The sequence below is a fragment of the Pontibacter locisalis genome (genome assembly GCF_042684605.1).
GTDB classification, from domain to species: domain Bacteria; phylum Bacteroidota; class Bacteroidia; order Cytophagales; family Hymenobacteraceae; genus Pontibacter; species Pontibacter locisalis.
Window position 1 is genome coordinate 1 of the sequence record NZ_JBHULU010000015.1, and the last position, 15052, is coordinate 15052.

The window sequence follows — 15052 nt, forward strand, 5'->3', positions numbered from 1 at the left end:
CACTTCCCCGTCCCTGCCGAACCGGGATGCAAAAGTAAGAAAGGTTTTTCTCTCCGCAAGGGGGAGAGGTGAAAATAATCCGCCGCCCCGGACAACCCCCTGAAAAACAGGGAGAAAAATTTCAAGGACCCCCAGCCGGCTTCCCCGGGCGCTTTGGGAGAACAGGAAGTCAGCAGAGTTTGGTTCCACCCGAATACTGCTTTTTTCTGCCCCCCCCAAACAAAAGAGCCCGGCAACTGGTGCCGGGCTCTTTTATTGGTAGGCTTTATTGTTTATTCTACTATAACTGCCTCTCTTTTTAGCGTGCTCTTCCTGTCCGGCCCAACCGACACTATTGTGATTGGTACCTGCAGGTTCTCCTCTATAAAAGATAGGTAGTTTTTAAATGCCTCTGGCAAATGATCAATTGAATCTATTTGGTTCAGGTCTACCTTCCATCCTGGTAACTCTGTATATACAGGCTCCAGATTTCCTTCCTCTAAAGAATGCGGCACTTTATCTGTTACCTCACCTGAAGGCAGCTTGTAATGCGTACATATGCTAATAGAATCAAATTCTGTGAGCACATCGGCTTTCATCATATTTAGCTGCGTTACTCCATTCAGCATGATAGAATATTTCAGACTTGGCAGATCGACCCATCCACAACGGCGCGGACGACCTGTTGTAGATCCGAACTCTCTACCTGCTTGTCTTATCTCCTCCCCTACTTCATCCAGTAGTTCTGTAGGGAATGGTCCACTACCAACGCGGGTACAGTATGCTTTGAAGATTCCGTATACCTCCCCGATATGTTTTGGAGCGACACCTAAACCGGTACAAGCTCCGGCAACTAAAGTTGTAGAAGATGTAACGAAAGGATAGGTACCAAAATCAACATCCAGTAAAGAGCCCTGTGCCCCTTCAGCTAGCACCCGCTTTCCATTCTGGATTGCTTCATTGATCATATATTCACTATCCACCAACTTCAGCGTTCGCAGATAGGCTACAGCATCAAAAAATGCCTGCTCCTGATCTCCTAGGTCCAGTTGCTTTCCGTAAAACTCAACTGTCTTTCTATGGCGCTCTATTAGCTTATTATATTGCTCCTGAAAATCATCAGCCAGTATATCACCTACTCTTAATCCAACACGGCCGATTTTGTCCTGATAAGTCGGCCCTATACCTTTTAAAGTAGAACCAATTTTTCCGCTACCAAGCGCCTCTTCTGAAACTTTGTCTAAAACCTTATGCGAAGGAAGAATCAGAGAAGCTTTTTTAGATATATACAGATTTTGGGCAGCATCTACACCCCGATCCGTTAGCTTTTGCATTTCAACCTTAAACACGATCGGATCAAGCACTACGCCATTACCTATGATGTTCTGAATATGCGGATGAAAAATTCCTGAAGGAATTTGGTGCAAGACATGCTTTGTACCTTCAAACTCTAATGTGTGACCTGCATTAGGACCACCCTGAAAACGGGCTACGATGTCATAGGTCGGGGCAAGTACATCGACGATTTTTCCTTTGCCTTCGTCGCCCCACTGCAGACCTATTAATATATCAACTGCCATTTATATGTTTAATAAATTGATTCCTTTAAGAATTGCGTCGCAAAGTTATCATTTTCTGCGATAGTGAAAATCGCATTGAGTTTTGTAACTATAAGAAGCTTACGAATATGATCAGAAGGCTTGATCAAAACAAGTTCTCCGCCCCGGTTGCGAAACTTGGTGAGCAGCGATACCAATATTCCCATGCCGCTGCTATCCATAAAGCGAACATTAGAGAGATCAACAGCACAAAGCAAGGCTTTACCATCCTGCAGCGCATCTACCTCTTCGATCATGCGTTGTGTGTCGGTGCCAGCAATTAGATCACCTTCCAGTCTTATGAACAGGATATCATCCTTCTGCTCTGTCTGATACTTCATGACGTAGTTCCTCTGTAGCTTTTTTGGCGCGGCAATCGCCGCAGACACCATATAGGTTTAGGGAATGATGCAAGATATGAAAATTTAGCAGCTCCCCTACCATCGTCTGGATATTATGAATACGGGGATCACAGAACTCCACTACTTTATGGCACTCTGTGCATATCACGTGATCGTGCTGCCTGAATCCGTAAGACTTTTCATACTGTGCCAGGTTACGACCAAACTGATGCTTGCTCACTAAATCATTTTCCACCAGCAGATCCAGTGTATTATAAACTGTAGCCCTGCTAACACGATAATTCTTATTCTTCATACTGATGTAGAGCGACTCTACATCAAAGTGCCCGTCACGGGAGTAAATCTCTTCCAGTATTGCGTAACGCTCCGGTGTTTTCCGAAGACCCTTGCTTTCCAGATAAGCTGTAAAGATCTTCTTTACCTCTTCAAATTTATTCTTATCTAATGCCATGTTTATATCTCTAATACAAACTTATCTTTTTATGTGGTAATGCTAAAGCTATTGTAAAACAGATTTTAGTTCTGTTAGCTTTTTTATCAAAATTTAGTCAACGAACATATAAACATTGCAATTTCAACATATATTTGTCCGCTCAATTTTAAGCCCTTCACAATCTAAAAATTATGACCACTGATTTTAGCTATAAAGGAACAGTATCTGCTCTTTTAATTTAAAACAGGTGAAGAATGAGAGTGCATACAAAACCATCCCTAAATTATAAACCGAAATATTTTACAACTAATTCACACTGTTTTTTTTAAAAGTTTAATTTCAACCGATTACAATGAAACACTTTTTACTATCATTATTCTTTTTGTCGTTAGTGGCATCTACAACCTCTGCACAAAATTCTAAAGGTGTGCCAGGTGAAGGCTCAACCACTCCATTAGGAAGCTCAATTGGCGGCTCGCTTTCCAGCCTTAAGATAATTGCAGGTATTACTGGTGGTGGAATCAATTTTAAGGATGACACCGGCAACGCCATGAATGTTGAATTTGGCCCTTCCTTGGGTTACATGTTGGGAGTTGCACGAGATCATCAATTCGGACAGAATCTAATCATTCAGCCAGGAATTTCCCTTGTTGGTTTTGGGTCTAAGGTTGTTGATGCTGATTATACTTACAATATCCATTATTTAAGCTTCCATGCTAATGCTCACTTATTAACAGCATTTAAAATTTATGCTGGTGGTGGTTTGTTTCTTGATTATGGCCTGTTTGGAAGCCAGGGTTATCCTTCCGGGGAGTCTAATGATATTTTTGAATCAGGTGGGTTTTCAAGACTTAACAGTGGCTTGAACCTAGAGGCGGGTTATCCTTTAGTCCTACAAGGTAAAAGTGGAGAAGTGTTTGCTTCTTACAGAATTGGTCTTAATAATGTTGAAGGCGATGACGCACCTGCAGGTCAGACGACAAAACTTAGAATGTTTACTATAGGTCTAAAGTACTCGCTATAGTTTAAGCACTTCAGATACCTTAACAGGCATTGAACCATAAAAAGAAAGAGGCCACTGAAGAAGTGGCCTCTTTCTTTTTACACCATCCTAAATTCTACTAATGCAGAACGTCAGGACGTAAAGCTTAGCACAGACTTATCTAATCAAAACGCTCTGCAGTTAATACCCCATTAACTTTGCTCATACGCTGTATTAACTTTTCTAAATGGCTGGTGTCATTTACAAACACCATTATATTACCCTCAAATATACCATCGTTCGAATCAATGGTGATAGAGCGCATATTTACCTTTAAGCTGGTTGAGATGATCTTAGTCAGGTCGTTTACCAAACCTACCCTGTCTGTTCCTTTTATCCGGATACCAGCCAGAAAGGCAAGTTCCTTCTGATCCGTCCATTTTGCTTTAATTACCCGATTACCATAGTTAGACATTAGCTCCATACCCTCCTTGCAGTTGGTACGATGAATCTCAATCTCATCATCCTCTGTTTGGAAACCAAACACATCATCACCAGGAATAGGATTACAGCACTTGGCCACCCTGTATTGCATGTTAGAAGTTTTTTCCCCTATCACCAGCATGTCAGAATTCACGCCCCGAATCTTCTGCACTTCCTTATCAAATGTTTTAGGCTCCAGCATGGAAGTGGCCTTATCAACAGAAGCTGTAAAAATCACCTCCTTTATATTCTTAATGTCGATATGCCCGGTAGCTATCCTATAATATAGGTCCTGCAGGGTAGGCACATTAAAAAAGGCCATTAGCTTGTTCATATTAGCTTGTGTTTCCTGCACGTTCAACTGCACCAGGCGTCGATCAAGCATGGCCTTACCCTGTTCTGCACGGTTCTTCCGCTCCTCTCTCAGTGCTTCCTTTATCCTGGATCTTGCCCGTGAGGTAACCACGTACTGCAGCCACTCCTCGTTAGGCTTCTGCTTCTGGGAAGTCAGAATCTCCACCTGATCCCCATTCTTAAGTTTATAGCTCAGCGGCACCAACTTCTGATTCACCTTTGCCCCCAGGCATTGTAAACCAATCTGGCTATGAATTTCAAAAGCAAAATCTAAGGCTGTGGCTTTATCCGGAAGGATAATGAGTTCGCCTTTAGGAGTGAAAACAAAAACCTCTTCCACGAACAGGTTCTTGCGGAACTCGTCCATAAACTCAAGTGCATTGGCCGTATTATTCTCCAGCATGTCGCGCACCTTATTAATCCACACTTCCAGCCCGGACTCTGAGCTACCAACACCTTCTGTTTTATACTTCCAGTGCGCCGCATATCCACGTTCTGCAATTTCATCCATAAGCTTGGTGCGAATCTGCACCTCCACCCATTGCCCGGACTTACTCATTACAGTAGTATGCAATGATTCATAGCCATTGGCCTTAGGCGTGTTTACCCAATCACGGAGACGATCCGGATTAGGCTGGTAAAAGTCTGTTATAATAGAGTATACCTGCCAGCAGGCCGCTTTTTCGTTTTCAAGCGGCACATCCAGTGTAATACGGATAGCGAACAAGTCATAAATTTCATCAAAGGTGATGTTTTGCTTCTTTATCTTTTTAAGGATAGAGTAGATAGATTTTGGCCTGCCCTTGATGTTGAACTTAAAGCCATACTTGCGTAGCTCTTCCTCAATAGGCGAAATAAAATCTTTGATGAATTTACTCCGGGCGCTGCGCGTCTGGCGTATTTTGTTGGAAATATCCTTATAGGTATCTGTATCGGTGTACTTAAGGTATAAGTCCTCCAATTCAGATTTAATGGCATAAAGGCCCAGGCGATGTGCCAGCGGAGCGTACAGGTACATTGTTTCGGAAGCGATCTTCAACTGCTTGTGGCGCGGCATGCTATCCAAAGTACGCATGTTGTGCAGCCGGTCTGCCAGCTTTATAAGAATAACACGAACATCATCACTCAAAGTGAGCAACATCTTGCGGAAATTCTCTGCCTGCTGAGAGGTACCGTAGTCAAATACACCGGATATCTTTGTGAGCCCTTCAATGATTTTAGCCACACTAGGGCCAAACTCACGCTCGATATCCGCAATCTCCATTTCTGTATCCTCTACAACATCATGCATTAGTGCTGCTACAATGGAGGTAGTTCCCAGGCCGATTTCCTCTACAGCAATTTGTGCCACGGCAAGCGGGTGCAGGATGTAAGGTTCCCCTGACTTGCGGCGCATGTCTTTGTGTGCTTCAACAGAGGTATTGAAAGCTTTCTTGATGATTTTGGCATCACCATCCTTCAGAAAAGGCTTCGCGTACCGAAGTATTCGTCTGTAGTGTCTTAAGATCTCCTTGCGTTCAGCTTCCGGATCAATTATTGTAACCATATTCTATCAATGCATAAGCACCTTCCACATTATGTAAATAGTGCTTACTATAAGTATAAGTAGGTAGAGGCTTTATAAGTTTCAAATATAACGATTATAAGCAGCATGCAATAATATCCTATGCCAAAGCATGTATGCAACAGCTACTATATCCGGAAGAAAAAATATTTGAAAATTTTTTGGAGGAGATATTGCATTTAAAAAAACGTTGCTTACCTTTGCATCACTATTACAAACAAGCACACTTCAAGCGGATGTGGCGAAATTGGTAGACGCACTAGACTTAGGATCTAGCGCTGCGAGGCATGGGGGTTCGAGTCCCTCCATCCGCACAATGAACACGAACCCTCAACAGCCATGTTGGGGGTTCGTTTTTAGTAGGTATTTCTAAAAATCTTAAATTTTATACGCCTTGAATATTACATTAAACCAAACCGACAGCACCAATGCGCAACTGAAGGTGGTACTGGAAGAGGCCGATTACGCTCCGAAAGTAGACCAGCAGGTTAAGGAATACAGCAAAAAAGCCCAGATCAAAGGCTTCAGACCTGGTAAAGTGCCTGCCGGGCTTGTAAAGAAAATGTATGGAAAAAGCATTCTTGTTGAAGAAATCAACAAACTTCTGCAGGCAGAGATTTCCAAATACATCAAGGAAAATGATGTAAAGCTTTTAGGGGAGCCACTTCCTGAGCCAAATCAGGCTGACATTGACTGGGACAACCAAAAAGAGTTTGAGTTTACGTATGCAGTAGGTCTTCTGCCAGAGATCAACCTTCCGCTGGATAAGAGCGTAGAGGGTTATTCTATTGAAGTAGACCAGAAAACAATTGATGAGGCTTACGAAAACATCAAGCGGCAGTTCGGCAAAACAGTAAACCCTGAAACATCTGAGGAAGGTGACTTTATCTCTGGTGAGCTGAAGCAGGTTGATGGTGAATTCCAGGCGAAAACCCTTATCCCTACGAACCGTGTAGTGGAGGGCAAAGACAAGTTTGTTGGCGTAAAGGAAGGCGATGTTATCAGATTTGATATCCGCAAAACTTTTGGAGATGATAACGCTGCCCTGGCTCATGTTACTGGCCTGAGCAAAGAGGTTGTAGCAGATTTAAATGGTGAGTTCGAGTTTACAGTTGATAAAATCAACCGTACGGAGGCAGCTGAATTAAATCAAGAACTTTTCGATAAGCTTTTCGGTAAAGACGAAGTGAAGACAGAGGAAGAGTTTGACGCGAAAATCCGTGAGACCATCAAGGAGAACTATGAGCGTGAGTCTGACAACCTGTTGTACCGCAATATCATTGATACCTTAGTTGATAACGTTAACGTAGAACTGCCAACCGACTTCTTTAAACGTTGGATTAAGGTTACAAACGAAAAGATAACTGATGAGCAGATCGAGGAAAACTTCGACAAGTATGTTCGTGAGCTGAAGTGGTCGATGATCAAAAACAAGGTAGTTGAAGAGAACGAGCTAAAAGTAAGCAACGAAGAGGTTGTTAACAGCACGAAAGAGAAGATGCTTGCTCAGTTCAATATGCCCGAAATTCCTGAGGAGCTGGTAGAAAGCATGAACAATTATGCTAACCAGTATCTGCAGCAGGATAACGGCCGTAACTATATTAATGAGTACGAGCAATTGCTAGCTGAGAAAGTGCTCGCTAAACTTAAAGAGCAAATGACTGTTGTTGAGAAAACAATAACAGCAGAGGACTTCAAAAACATGTCGTTTGAATAAGAACGAATAAACTATATCAGAAAAAAGGTCCTTTTTTAAGGACCTTTTTTTATTTTTGAGTAAACCGTAAACCTAAACACATATGTTTAACAAAGACGAGTTCCGGAAATTTGCCGTAAAAGGCCAAGGCATGAGTGGCCTGGGCGTAGATCAATATATCAGCCATGTAGAGGGCCGAGCCATGCATACCATTGAAAGTATGACTCGCTCTGTTATTGAGGAGCGCCCTACTAACTTCCGTGAGATTGATGTATTCTCCCGCCTGATCATGGACCGCATTATTTTCCTTGGTACGCAAGTAGACGATTTCATTGCCAACATCATCACAGCTCAGTTGCTCTTCCTGGAGTCAGCAGATGCTAAGAAAGATATCCTGCTTTACATCAACAGCCCGGGAGGTTCTGTTTATGCAGGCTTGGGTATTTATGATACGATGCAGTATGTAAGTCCTGATGTTGCTACAATCTGTACTGGCCTTGCTGCCTCTATGGGTGCTGTACTACTTGCGGGTGGTGCTCCTAACAAACGTTCTGCTCTGCCACACGCACGTGTCATGATTCACCAGCCAATGGGAGGTGCACAGGGCCAGGCTTCTGACATCGAGATCACAGCAAGAGAGATCCTAAAGCTGAAAAAGGAACTCTACGAGATTCTGGCGCAGCACTCAGGTAAGTCATATCAAGAAGTATATGATAACTCAGATCGTGACTACTGGATGAAAGCTGAAGAAGCAAAAGAGTATGGCCTGATTGATGAAGTATTAACACGCAAAACCGCTTAAGTATAAAATATAAGCTATTTGCAGTGAAACCCGCTCTGATTAGTACAGAGTGGGTTTTTTTATTGCCTTATAGTCTGATTATAACCTCAGTTGCCCTCCTATCCGTACATAAAACACCATAACACAAGAAAAATTATCAACACAGGGTTGTGGATATCACAAGCACATAAACATTTAGTTTACAACACCTTATCTAAAAATATATAAATATAAATTCTAAAATTTAAACCCTGTTTTTGATATTATAGTAAAAATTGCATTTAAGAAATTGTGCAGGTATAATTTTTCAATTTTGTACCTTTGCTTTAGACTTTGAATAATGGAGTCTGTTTTATTAGGATCAATCGTTTCGTATGGCTGAAATTACGTGCTCATTTTGCGGCAAAAATAAGAAAGATGTATCGGTGATGATTTCCGGTATCAACGCGCACATCTGTGACCGTTGTATCGGGCAGGCGCAACAGATTTTGAATGAAGAGAATAAAATACGCGCGAATAGCCGTACTCCTAAATTCAACCTGATGAAGCCAAAGGAAATGAAAAGCTACCTTGATCAGTTTGTTGTAGGCCAGGATGATGCGAAGAAGGTGATGTCAGTAGCAGTTTATAACCATTATAAGCGCCTGATGCAACCTGCTGAAGCAGAAGATGATATCGTTATTGAGAAGTCGAACATTATCATGGTGGGCGAGACAGGTACTGGTAAAACGTATCTTGCACGTATGATGGCTGGTATCTTACAGGTACCATTCTGTATAGCTGATGCCACTGTGCTTACAGAGGCGGGTTATGTTGGTGAAGATGTAGAAAGCATTCTTACGCGCTTGTTGCAGGCTGCAGACTATAATGTAGAGTCGGCGGAGCGTGGTATCGTTTATATTGATGAAATTGATAAGATTGCCCGCAAGAGCGATAATCCTTCTATTACCCGCGATGTGAGTGGCGAGGGCGTACAGCAGGCATTGCTTAAGCTGTTAGAAGGTACTGTTGTAAACGTTCCGCCGCAAGGTGGTCGTAAGCACCCGGAGCAGAAAATGATCACCGTGAATACAGAAAACATCCTTTTCATATGTGGTGGCGCCTTTGTGGGTATTGACAGACTTATTAAAAACAGACTTAATACCCGACCAATCGGTTTCAGTAAATCCAAGCAGGATGATGCGGATGAAAGTGAGAACTTCCTGAGGTATTTATCAGCCCAGGATCTAAAGAACTTCGGCTTGATCCCGGAATTGATAGGCCGTTTACCAGTAGTAACGCACCTGAACCCATTAGATAAGGAAACACTGCGCCTTATTCTGCTGGAGCCTAAAAACTCTATTGTAAAGCAATACAAGAGACTGTTTGAAATGGAGAACATCAAACTTTCATTTGATGACAGTGCTTTGGAGTACATCGTGGAGAAAGCAGCAGAGTATAAGCTTGGCGCACGAGGCTTACGTTCAATCTGCGAAGGCATCATGACCGACGCTATGTTTGAATTACCGTCAGAAGAAGGTACTAAAGAATTGGTAATTACCGGTGAGTATGCCCGTGAGAAATTCGAAAAGTCTAGCCTTAAGCAGCTGAAAGTAGCATAAAGCTTACTAATAGGATATAAAAGCAAAAGCCCCGGTAGATATCTACCGGGGCTTTTGCTTTTATGTCTGTTTCTTGTCTACCTACACCCTCTCCTTTTCACTGAGGTAGCTAACCATTAGTTCAGCTGCACGCTCCGCAGTACGGAAGTCACCGATTTTTTTGCGAACAAGGTCGTATCCCTCTAGCTGCTTTTTCAGGAAATATTTATCAAACAGCACCTGCTTTAGTTCTGCCACAATCTTCTTCGGGGTGAAATCATCCTGAATAAGCTCTGTCACTACTGGTTTGTCTGCTATCAGGTTAACCAATGAAATGTACGGCACTTTAATGACCATCTTACCGATAAAATATGAAATGGCACTAGTCTTATAACAAACAACCTGCGGTACTTTGAATAATGCAGTCTCTAATGTTGCTGTACCAGAAGTTACCAGAGCAGCTTTTGAATGTGCCAGCAAATCATATGTCTGGTCGTAGATGATTTTGATGTTTGGATCCTTGTTGTACTGCTCGTAATAAGATTTTGAGAAGTTAGAAACGCCCGCCACAACAAATTGATAATCTCTGAAAGAAGGCAGCACACTAAGCATAACGTCGAGCATATTCTCTATCTCCTGCTTTCTGCTGCCTGGTAGTATGGCTATAATAGGCTTGTTGTTATACAGCTTATTCTTTGCACGAAAATCTGTAGACGCCACATGATCTGAAACAGAGTCGCTCACCGGATTACCTACATAGTCCACTTTATAATCAAACCTGCCATAGAAGTCTTCTTCAAAAGGCATGATCACAAACATACGATCTACTACCTTTTTAATCTTATGTACACGTCCCTGGTTCCAGGCCCAGATTTTCGGGGATATGTAATAGAAAACCTTAAGGTTCTGCTTTTTAGCAAACTTCGCAATGCGCATATTAAAGCCTGCATAGTCTACCAGTATCACAACATCCGGTTGCCAGGCTCTTATGTCTGCTTTACACTCTTTCAGGAAACCTAAAATTTTACGAAGGCTTTTGAAAACTTCTGCAAACCCCATAAAAGCCATTTCCTGGTAATGGCGAACCAAATCCATACCTGCTTCCTGCATCATTTCGCCACCCCAGCCGCGAATTTCAGCATTAGGGTCTTGCCTGCGAATTTGCTTTATAAGATTGGAGGCATGTAAATCACCGGATCTTTCACCGGCTATAATATAATATTTCATTCAGTACGTATCCGTTCTGGGCTGCCTAAAAAGAAGGCTAAAAATAAGATTGGGGTTAATAGCTCAGGTGGTTACTCTTCGCCAAAGTACTCTACGTAGTTTCGGGGAGTTTCGTATAATTTGAGGCTATGTAATTTTGCTCTACCTGCAGATATCTCTGAAATGCGCGGTTCCAGTATTTTCCAGAACTCTACCACCAGTATTTCTGTGCTTGCCAGTTTACCTTCCATAAAAGGCACATCCATGTTCAGATTTTTATGATCGACCTTTTCGATAATGTGCTTTCGGATAAGCAGACTCAGTTGTTTCAAGTCGATCACAAAGCCAGTGTCAGGATCCGTTTTTCCTTTCACAGTTGTAACTAACTCATAATTATGGCCATGCCAGTTAACATTGGCACAAGGGCCGAACACTTCTTTATTCTTCGCCAGCGACCAATTCGGGTTATACAGCTTATGGGCTGCATTAAAGTGCTCTAACCTGCTTACGTAAATCATTTAACCTCTAAAGTTGTAATTCTTTCTGAACAGCAAATATACAAAGAAAGGAACACCAAAGAATGAAGTAATGATTCCAATTGGCAAACCCGCCGGCGGATAAATGAGACGGGTAAGTAAATCACAGAGCAGCATAAAAAAGCCACCTACAAAAGCACAAAAAAGGAGATTAAATTTTCCGGTTGCTCCCATCAAACCGCGGGTAACGTGCGGAATAATTAGTCCTACAAAACCAATAGGACCGGAAGTAGCTACGGAAAAGCCCGTCACCACCGAGACTGTAGCTAATATTACCCAACGTGTGCGGGCTACCCTCACCCCCAGAGCTTGAGCCCGCTCCTCCCCTAAGAGCAATATGTTTAGCTGCTTTTGATAAAAAAAGAAAAATACTAAGGCAAGTAGTAGTACTACAGCAGGATAAGGCACTAAGCTCCAGGTCGCTCTTTCAAAGCTACCCATTGACCAAAAGATAACAGACTTAAGCTTTCCCTCTGAGTCGGATAAGAAGGTAAGCAGCCCAACCACAGCTGCTACAAGTGAGCTTAAGGCAATGCCTGCCAACAACAACTGCGCCGGAATCAACTGTCGCTTCCGGTAACCTAGTGCGATAACAACCAGCGTTACAATAAAAGCACCCAGCAAGGCAAATACTGGTGGCATGTAAATTCCTGCAATGGTCATCTCCACAAAACCAAAGAAAACAATTACCGCACCTAATGATGCACCAGATGCAGTACCTAAAAGATAAGGATCAGCAAGACCGTTGTTTACCATTGCCTGCATCAGGTATCCACAGAAAGCAAGTGAAGCTCCTACCACTAAAGCAAGTACCAGGCGGGGCAAACGCAGGTGCACAATAGCATAATGGGTTGTGTTATCACTGTTGTAATAAAAGAGGGCCTCTACTATTGTAAACACATCCGACTCGAATGAGCCTACCTGTAGTCCCAGCAGCAGTACTACCAGAATCAGGAGCAGGGCAAATAAAAAGTACAGTGGGCGCATCATGGGTATAGAAAGCCCTCTAACTCTTTCAAAGATTCCACTACCCGCGGACCAGGTCTTGACATAAGGTCATCAGTTGGTTCATAAAGCCGCTTCTGCTGATAGGCCTTGATTTTTCGAAGCTCAGGATATAGGTTAAAGAATTTCGCCTCTAACTCCTCTTTTGTGCCACCTAGCAATACATCCGGATTAAGTTTAAGCACATACTCTCGTGTCAGTGCCGGATAGGGCTGGTCGAAAACCTCCTTTACAGCATTCTCAGCACCCAACAATCGCAATTTGTCAGTAAAGATCGTATTCTGGCCATATACATAAATCGGATCACTCCAGGTGATCGCCAGCACTTGCTGAGGGTTCTCCTTATTCTGATGCCGTGTTGCGATTTGCTTCACCTCCTGCCGGAGCGAGTCAGCTAAATACTGTGCCTGCTTTTCGCGGCCCATAATCCTACCAATGTCTTCTAAGCCAGTGAAGACATCTTCTACACTGGCATACTTTTGATAATATACAGGAATCCCCAACTCCTCCAGGCGGGCGGCAACATCAAGTGGTGTAATTCCCTCCACTGTAAAAACAAGATCCGGCTTTAGCTGCAAAATTTGTTCATAATCAACTGGATAATTGTTAACTACAGGCTTGGCCAAAGCCTCGGCAGGGTAATCATCGTGAGGTGTACGGGCAACGATACTGGTAGTATCCAGTACGGCAAACAGCATCTCCGTCATAGAAGAAGCCAATGAAAATACCCGTTTCGGCTGCGACTCTAGTTTTATCTCCCTGCCCAGGTCATCTTTTAGAATCAATTCTTCAGTTGTTCCCTGTCTGTCGTTCCTGCTGCAGGCACTAAACACCACAAGCAGGCAAGTAAGAAATGTAAATAGGTTCCGGCGCAACAGGCCTTTAAATTCTCCTTTCAAAGTATGGGTTTGTAATGCCAAATTGGCTCAGTTTATTTTTGTAAATTTAACGCAATTTATCTTACAGTTTTAAATACTGAATATGATCGTTGTAACCGGTGCCGCTGGTTTTATTGCAAGCTGCCTTGTAAGCAGACTAAACCAGGCTAATTTTAATGATATAGTAGTTGTAGATAACTTCTCTGTTTCCAAGAAAGAGACTAATCTGAAGGGGAAGAAAATAAAAGAGTTTGTTGATCGCGACAACTTTTTTGATTGGCTGGATGAGCACTACGAAGAAGTAGAATTCATTTTTCACCTTGGGGCTCGTACCGATACCACAGAATTCAACAAGGACATTTTTGACCTGCTTAACCTGAACTACTCAAAGAAGGTGTGGAATGCCTGCTGCGAATATCAAATACCCTTAGTATATGCTTCATCAGCTGCTACTTATGGTGCTGGTGCCCTAGGTTATGACGACGACGAAGCGACTATTCCGCTTTTAAAACCACTGAATCCATACGGAGATTCAAAAAATGACTTTGATATCTGGGCACTGGAACAAACGGCAAAGCCATTCTTCTGGGCCGGCCTTAAGTTTTTTAATGTGTATGGCCCAAATGAATATCACAAAGGTAAAATGGCCTCCGTTATATATCATACTTATAACGAGATTAAGGAGAAAGGAAGCATGACCTTGTTCCGTTCGCACAACCCTGACTTTGCTGACGGGGAGCAGATGCGTGACTTTATTTATGTGAAGGATGTGGTAGAAGTATGTATGTTCCTGATGCACCATCGCAGAAACTCCGGTATTTACAATTTAGGTTCAGGAAAGGCCCGCACATTTATGGCACTGGCACTAAATACCTTTGATGCTATGCGAGTAACGCCTGATATAAATTTCATGGACACTCCGGAGACCATTCGGGATACCTACCAGTATTTTACGGAAGCCAACATGAGTAAGCTAAGGTCAATAGGTTACGATAAACCCTTTTATACTTTAGAAGAAGGGGTGCAGGACTACGTACAGAACTACCTGATTCCAGGAAAATACTACTAGTTTAAGTTAAGAATGCACTTATTAAACGCCATAATTTAAATAAGCTATACTTATGAAATCTTTTTTCACTTTTCTTATACTTTGTTTTGTGGCTGTTGGAGTGCAGGCGCAAACAAATAATTCTGCTTACGACAAAGCGCTAGCTGACTCTTTGGGTGCAGATGATTATGGTATGAAACAATATATATTGGTTATACTGAAGACTGGCCCCAACACATCAACAGACAAAGCACAAATAAACAAAGCATTTCAGGGACACATGGAGAATATAGGTAAGTTGGTAGAGCAAGGAAAACTTATAGTGGCCGGCCCTATTGGCAAAAATGATAAAACCTATAGAGGCATCTTTATCCTGAATGCCAAAACAAAGGAAGAAGCAAGAGCTATTCTAGCAACTGACCCTGCTGTAAAGGCTGAATTTTTAGATGCAGATTTGTATGACTGGTATGGCTCTGCCGCACTGCCAATGTACTTGCCGATACATAATAAGCTTGAGAAGAAGAAGATATAGCTTTATACTTTCATAGCAAAGGGAGCTTTCGCTCC

General features: G+C 42.5%; 15 protein-coding genes and 1 tRNA gene. 7 read left to right on the plus strand and 9 right to left on the minus strand.

What is annotated here, in order from left to right; translation table 11 throughout:
* From ACFSRY_RS10355 to ACFSRY_RS10370, 4 genes are all read right to left on the minus strand, one after another.
* On the minus strand, nucleotides 1–189 hold a 189-nt coding region (locus tag ACFSRY_RS10355), incomplete at its 3' end, for a hypothetical protein (protein ID WP_377506524.1).
* An 83-nt stretch (nucleotides 190–272) separates the two neighbouring features.
* Nucleotides 273–1559: an adenylosuccinate synthase gene (locus ACFSRY_RS10360; RefSeq protein WP_377506527.1), complete on the minus strand. Its 1287-nt coding sequence runs from the start codon at nucleotides 1557–1559 to the stop codon at nucleotides 273–275.
* Nucleotides 1560–1567: 8 nt separating this feature from the next.
* Nucleotides 1568–1918, minus strand: coding sequence for an STAS domain-containing protein (locus ACFSRY_RS10365; protein WP_377506530.1), 351 nt, complete (start codon nucleotides 1916–1918; stop codon nucleotides 1568–1570).
* Nucleotides 1890–2390, minus strand: coding sequence for a Fur family transcriptional regulator (locus tag ACFSRY_RS10370; protein WP_377506533.1), 501 nt, complete (start codon nucleotides 2388–2390; stop codon nucleotides 1890–1892). Before ACFSRY_RS10370 ends, ACFSRY_RS10365 begins: the two co-directional genes overlap by 29 nt.
* 334 nt (nucleotides 2391–2724) lie before the next feature.
* Between ACFSRY_RS10370 and ACFSRY_RS10375 the strand changes: the two genes are divergently transcribed.
* Nucleotides 2725–3396 carry a hypothetical protein gene (locus ACFSRY_RS10375; protein WP_377506536.1) on the plus strand — a complete coding sequence of 224 codons (672 nt, stop codon included), beginning with the start codon at nucleotides 2725–2727 and terminating at the stop codon, nucleotides 3394–3396.
* Nucleotides 3397–3535: 139 nt separating this feature from the next.
* On the opposite strand, the gene ACFSRY_RS10380 is transcribed toward ACFSRY_RS10375, so the two are convergent.
* Nucleotides 3536–5737, minus strand: coding sequence for a RelA/SpoT family protein (locus tag ACFSRY_RS10380; protein ID WP_377506539.1), 2202 nt, complete (start codon nucleotides 5735–5737; stop codon nucleotides 3536–3538).
* Between the two features lie 250 nt (nucleotides 5738–5987).
* On the opposite strand from ACFSRY_RS10380, the gene ACFSRY_RS10385 reads away from it, so the two are divergent.
* The 4 genes from ACFSRY_RS10385 to clpX all read left to right on the plus strand — a co-directional run bounded on the left by ACFSRY_RS10385 (nucleotide 5988) and on the right by clpX (nucleotide 9833).
* Nucleotides 5988–6069 (plus strand) — tRNA-Leu (locus tag ACFSRY_RS10385).
* A gap of 80 nt (nucleotides 6070–6149) precedes the next feature.
* Complete coding sequence (tig, locus tag ACFSRY_RS10390) at nucleotides 6150–7472, plus strand: trigger factor (protein WP_377506542.1); 1323 nt, start codon at nucleotides 6150–6152, stop codon at nucleotides 7470–7472.
* A gap of 82 nt (nucleotides 7473–7554) precedes the next feature.
* Nucleotides 7555–8253: a ClpP family protease gene (locus ACFSRY_RS10395; RefSeq protein ID WP_377506545.1), complete on the plus strand. Its 699-nt coding sequence runs from the start codon at nucleotides 7555–7557 to the stop codon at nucleotides 8251–8253.
* Between the two features lie 353 nt (nucleotides 8254–8606).
* Nucleotides 8607–9833 (plus strand): ATP-dependent Clp protease ATP-binding subunit ClpX, encoded by a 1227-nt coding sequence (gene clpX, locus ACFSRY_RS10400; protein ID WP_377506548.1) that lies wholly within the window; start codon nucleotides 8607–8609, stop codon nucleotides 9831–9833.
* Between the two features lie 81 nt (nucleotides 9834–9914).
* Here the strand turns inward: clpX and lpxB are convergent, their stop codons facing one another.
* The 4 genes from lpxB to ACFSRY_RS10420 form a co-directional block, all read right to left on the minus strand.
* On the minus strand, nucleotides 9915–11039 hold the full coding sequence (lpxB, locus tag ACFSRY_RS10405) for a lipid-A-disaccharide synthase (RefSeq protein ID WP_377506551.1): 1125 nt from the start codon (nucleotides 11037–11039) through the stop codon (nucleotides 9915–9917).
* A 71-nt stretch (nucleotides 11040–11110) separates the two neighbouring features.
* Nucleotides 11111–11536, minus strand: a complete 426-nt coding sequence (locus tag ACFSRY_RS10410) for a 6-pyruvoyl trahydropterin synthase family protein (RefSeq protein ID WP_377506554.1) — start codon at nucleotides 11534–11536, stop codon at nucleotides 11111–11113.
* On the minus strand, nucleotides 11537–12544 hold the full coding sequence (locus ACFSRY_RS10415; RefSeq protein WP_377506558.1) for a FecCD family ABC transporter permease: 1008 nt from the start codon (nucleotides 12542–12544) through the stop codon (nucleotides 11537–11539).
* On the minus strand, nucleotides 12541–13458 hold the full coding sequence (locus ACFSRY_RS10420) for an ABC transporter substrate-binding protein (RefSeq protein WP_377506561.1): 918 nt from the start codon (nucleotides 13456–13458) through the stop codon (nucleotides 12541–12543). The genes ACFSRY_RS10415 and ACFSRY_RS10420 overlap by 4 nt, the downstream gene beginning before the upstream one ends.
* 82 nt (nucleotides 13459–13540) lie before the next feature.
* On the opposite strand from ACFSRY_RS10420, the gene rfaD reads away from it, so the two are divergent.
* Together rfaD and ACFSRY_RS10430 are read left to right on the plus strand one after the other, a co-directional pair.
* Nucleotides 13541–14506: an ADP-glyceromanno-heptose 6-epimerase gene (rfaD, locus tag ACFSRY_RS10425; RefSeq protein ID WP_377506564.1), complete on the plus strand. Its 966-nt coding sequence runs from the start codon at nucleotides 13541–13543 to the stop codon at nucleotides 14504–14506.
* A gap of 52 nt (nucleotides 14507–14558) precedes the next feature.
* The gene (locus ACFSRY_RS10430; protein WP_377506567.1) at nucleotides 14559–15017 is read left to right on the plus strand and encodes a YciI family protein; all 459 of its coding nucleotides are present in this window, start codon (nucleotides 14559–14561) and stop codon (nucleotides 15015–15017) included.
* The last annotated feature ends 35 nt before the right edge of the window (nucleotides 15018–15052 follow it).

Bases quoted from the DNA above. Each gene is read 5' to 3' on its own strand.
- ACFSRY_RS10380 (WP_377506539.1), bottom strand. From the start codon at position 5,737: ATGGTTACAATAATTGATCCGGAAGCTGAACGCAAGGAGATCTTAAGA.
- ACFSRY_RS10370 (WP_377506533.1), bottom strand. From the start codon at position 2,390: ATGGCATTAGATAAGAATAAATTTGAAGAGGTAAAGAAGATCTTTACA.
- rfaD (WP_377506564.1), top strand. From the start codon at position 13,541: ATGATCGTTGTAACCGGTGCCGCTGGTTTTATTGCAAGCTGCCTTGTA.
- clpX (WP_377506548.1), top strand. From the start codon at position 8,607: ATGGCTGAAATTACGTGCTCATTTTGCGGCAAAAATAAGAAAGATGTA.
- ACFSRY_RS10415 (WP_377506558.1), bottom strand. From the start codon at position 12,544: ATGATGCGCCCACTGTACTTTTTATTTGCCCTGCTCCTGATTCTGGTA.
- lpxB (WP_377506551.1), bottom strand. From the start codon at position 11,039: ATGAAATATTATATTATAGCCGGTGAAAGATCCGGTGATTTACATGCC.
- ACFSRY_RS10375 (WP_377506536.1), top strand. From the start codon at position 2,725: ATGAAACACTTTTTACTATCATTATTCTTTTTGTCGTTAGTGGCATCT.
- ACFSRY_RS10365 (WP_377506530.1), bottom strand. From the start codon at position 1,918: ATGAAGTATCAGACAGAGCAGAAGGATGATATCCTGTTCATAAGACTG.
- ACFSRY_RS10410 (WP_377506554.1), bottom strand. From the start codon at position 11,536: ATGATTTACGTAAGCAGGTTAGAGCACTTTAATGCAGCCCATAAGCTG.
- ACFSRY_RS10395 (WP_377506545.1), top strand. From the start codon at position 7,555: ATGTTTAACAAAGACGAGTTCCGGAAATTTGCCGTAAAAGGCCAAGGC.
- ACFSRY_RS10430 (WP_377506567.1), top strand. From the start codon at position 14,559: ATGAAATCTTTTTTCACTTTTCTTATACTTTGTTTTGTGGCTGTTGGA.
- ACFSRY_RS10360 (WP_377506527.1), bottom strand. From the start codon at position 1,559: ATGGCAGTTGATATATTAATAGGTCTGCAGTGGGGCGACGAAGGCAAA.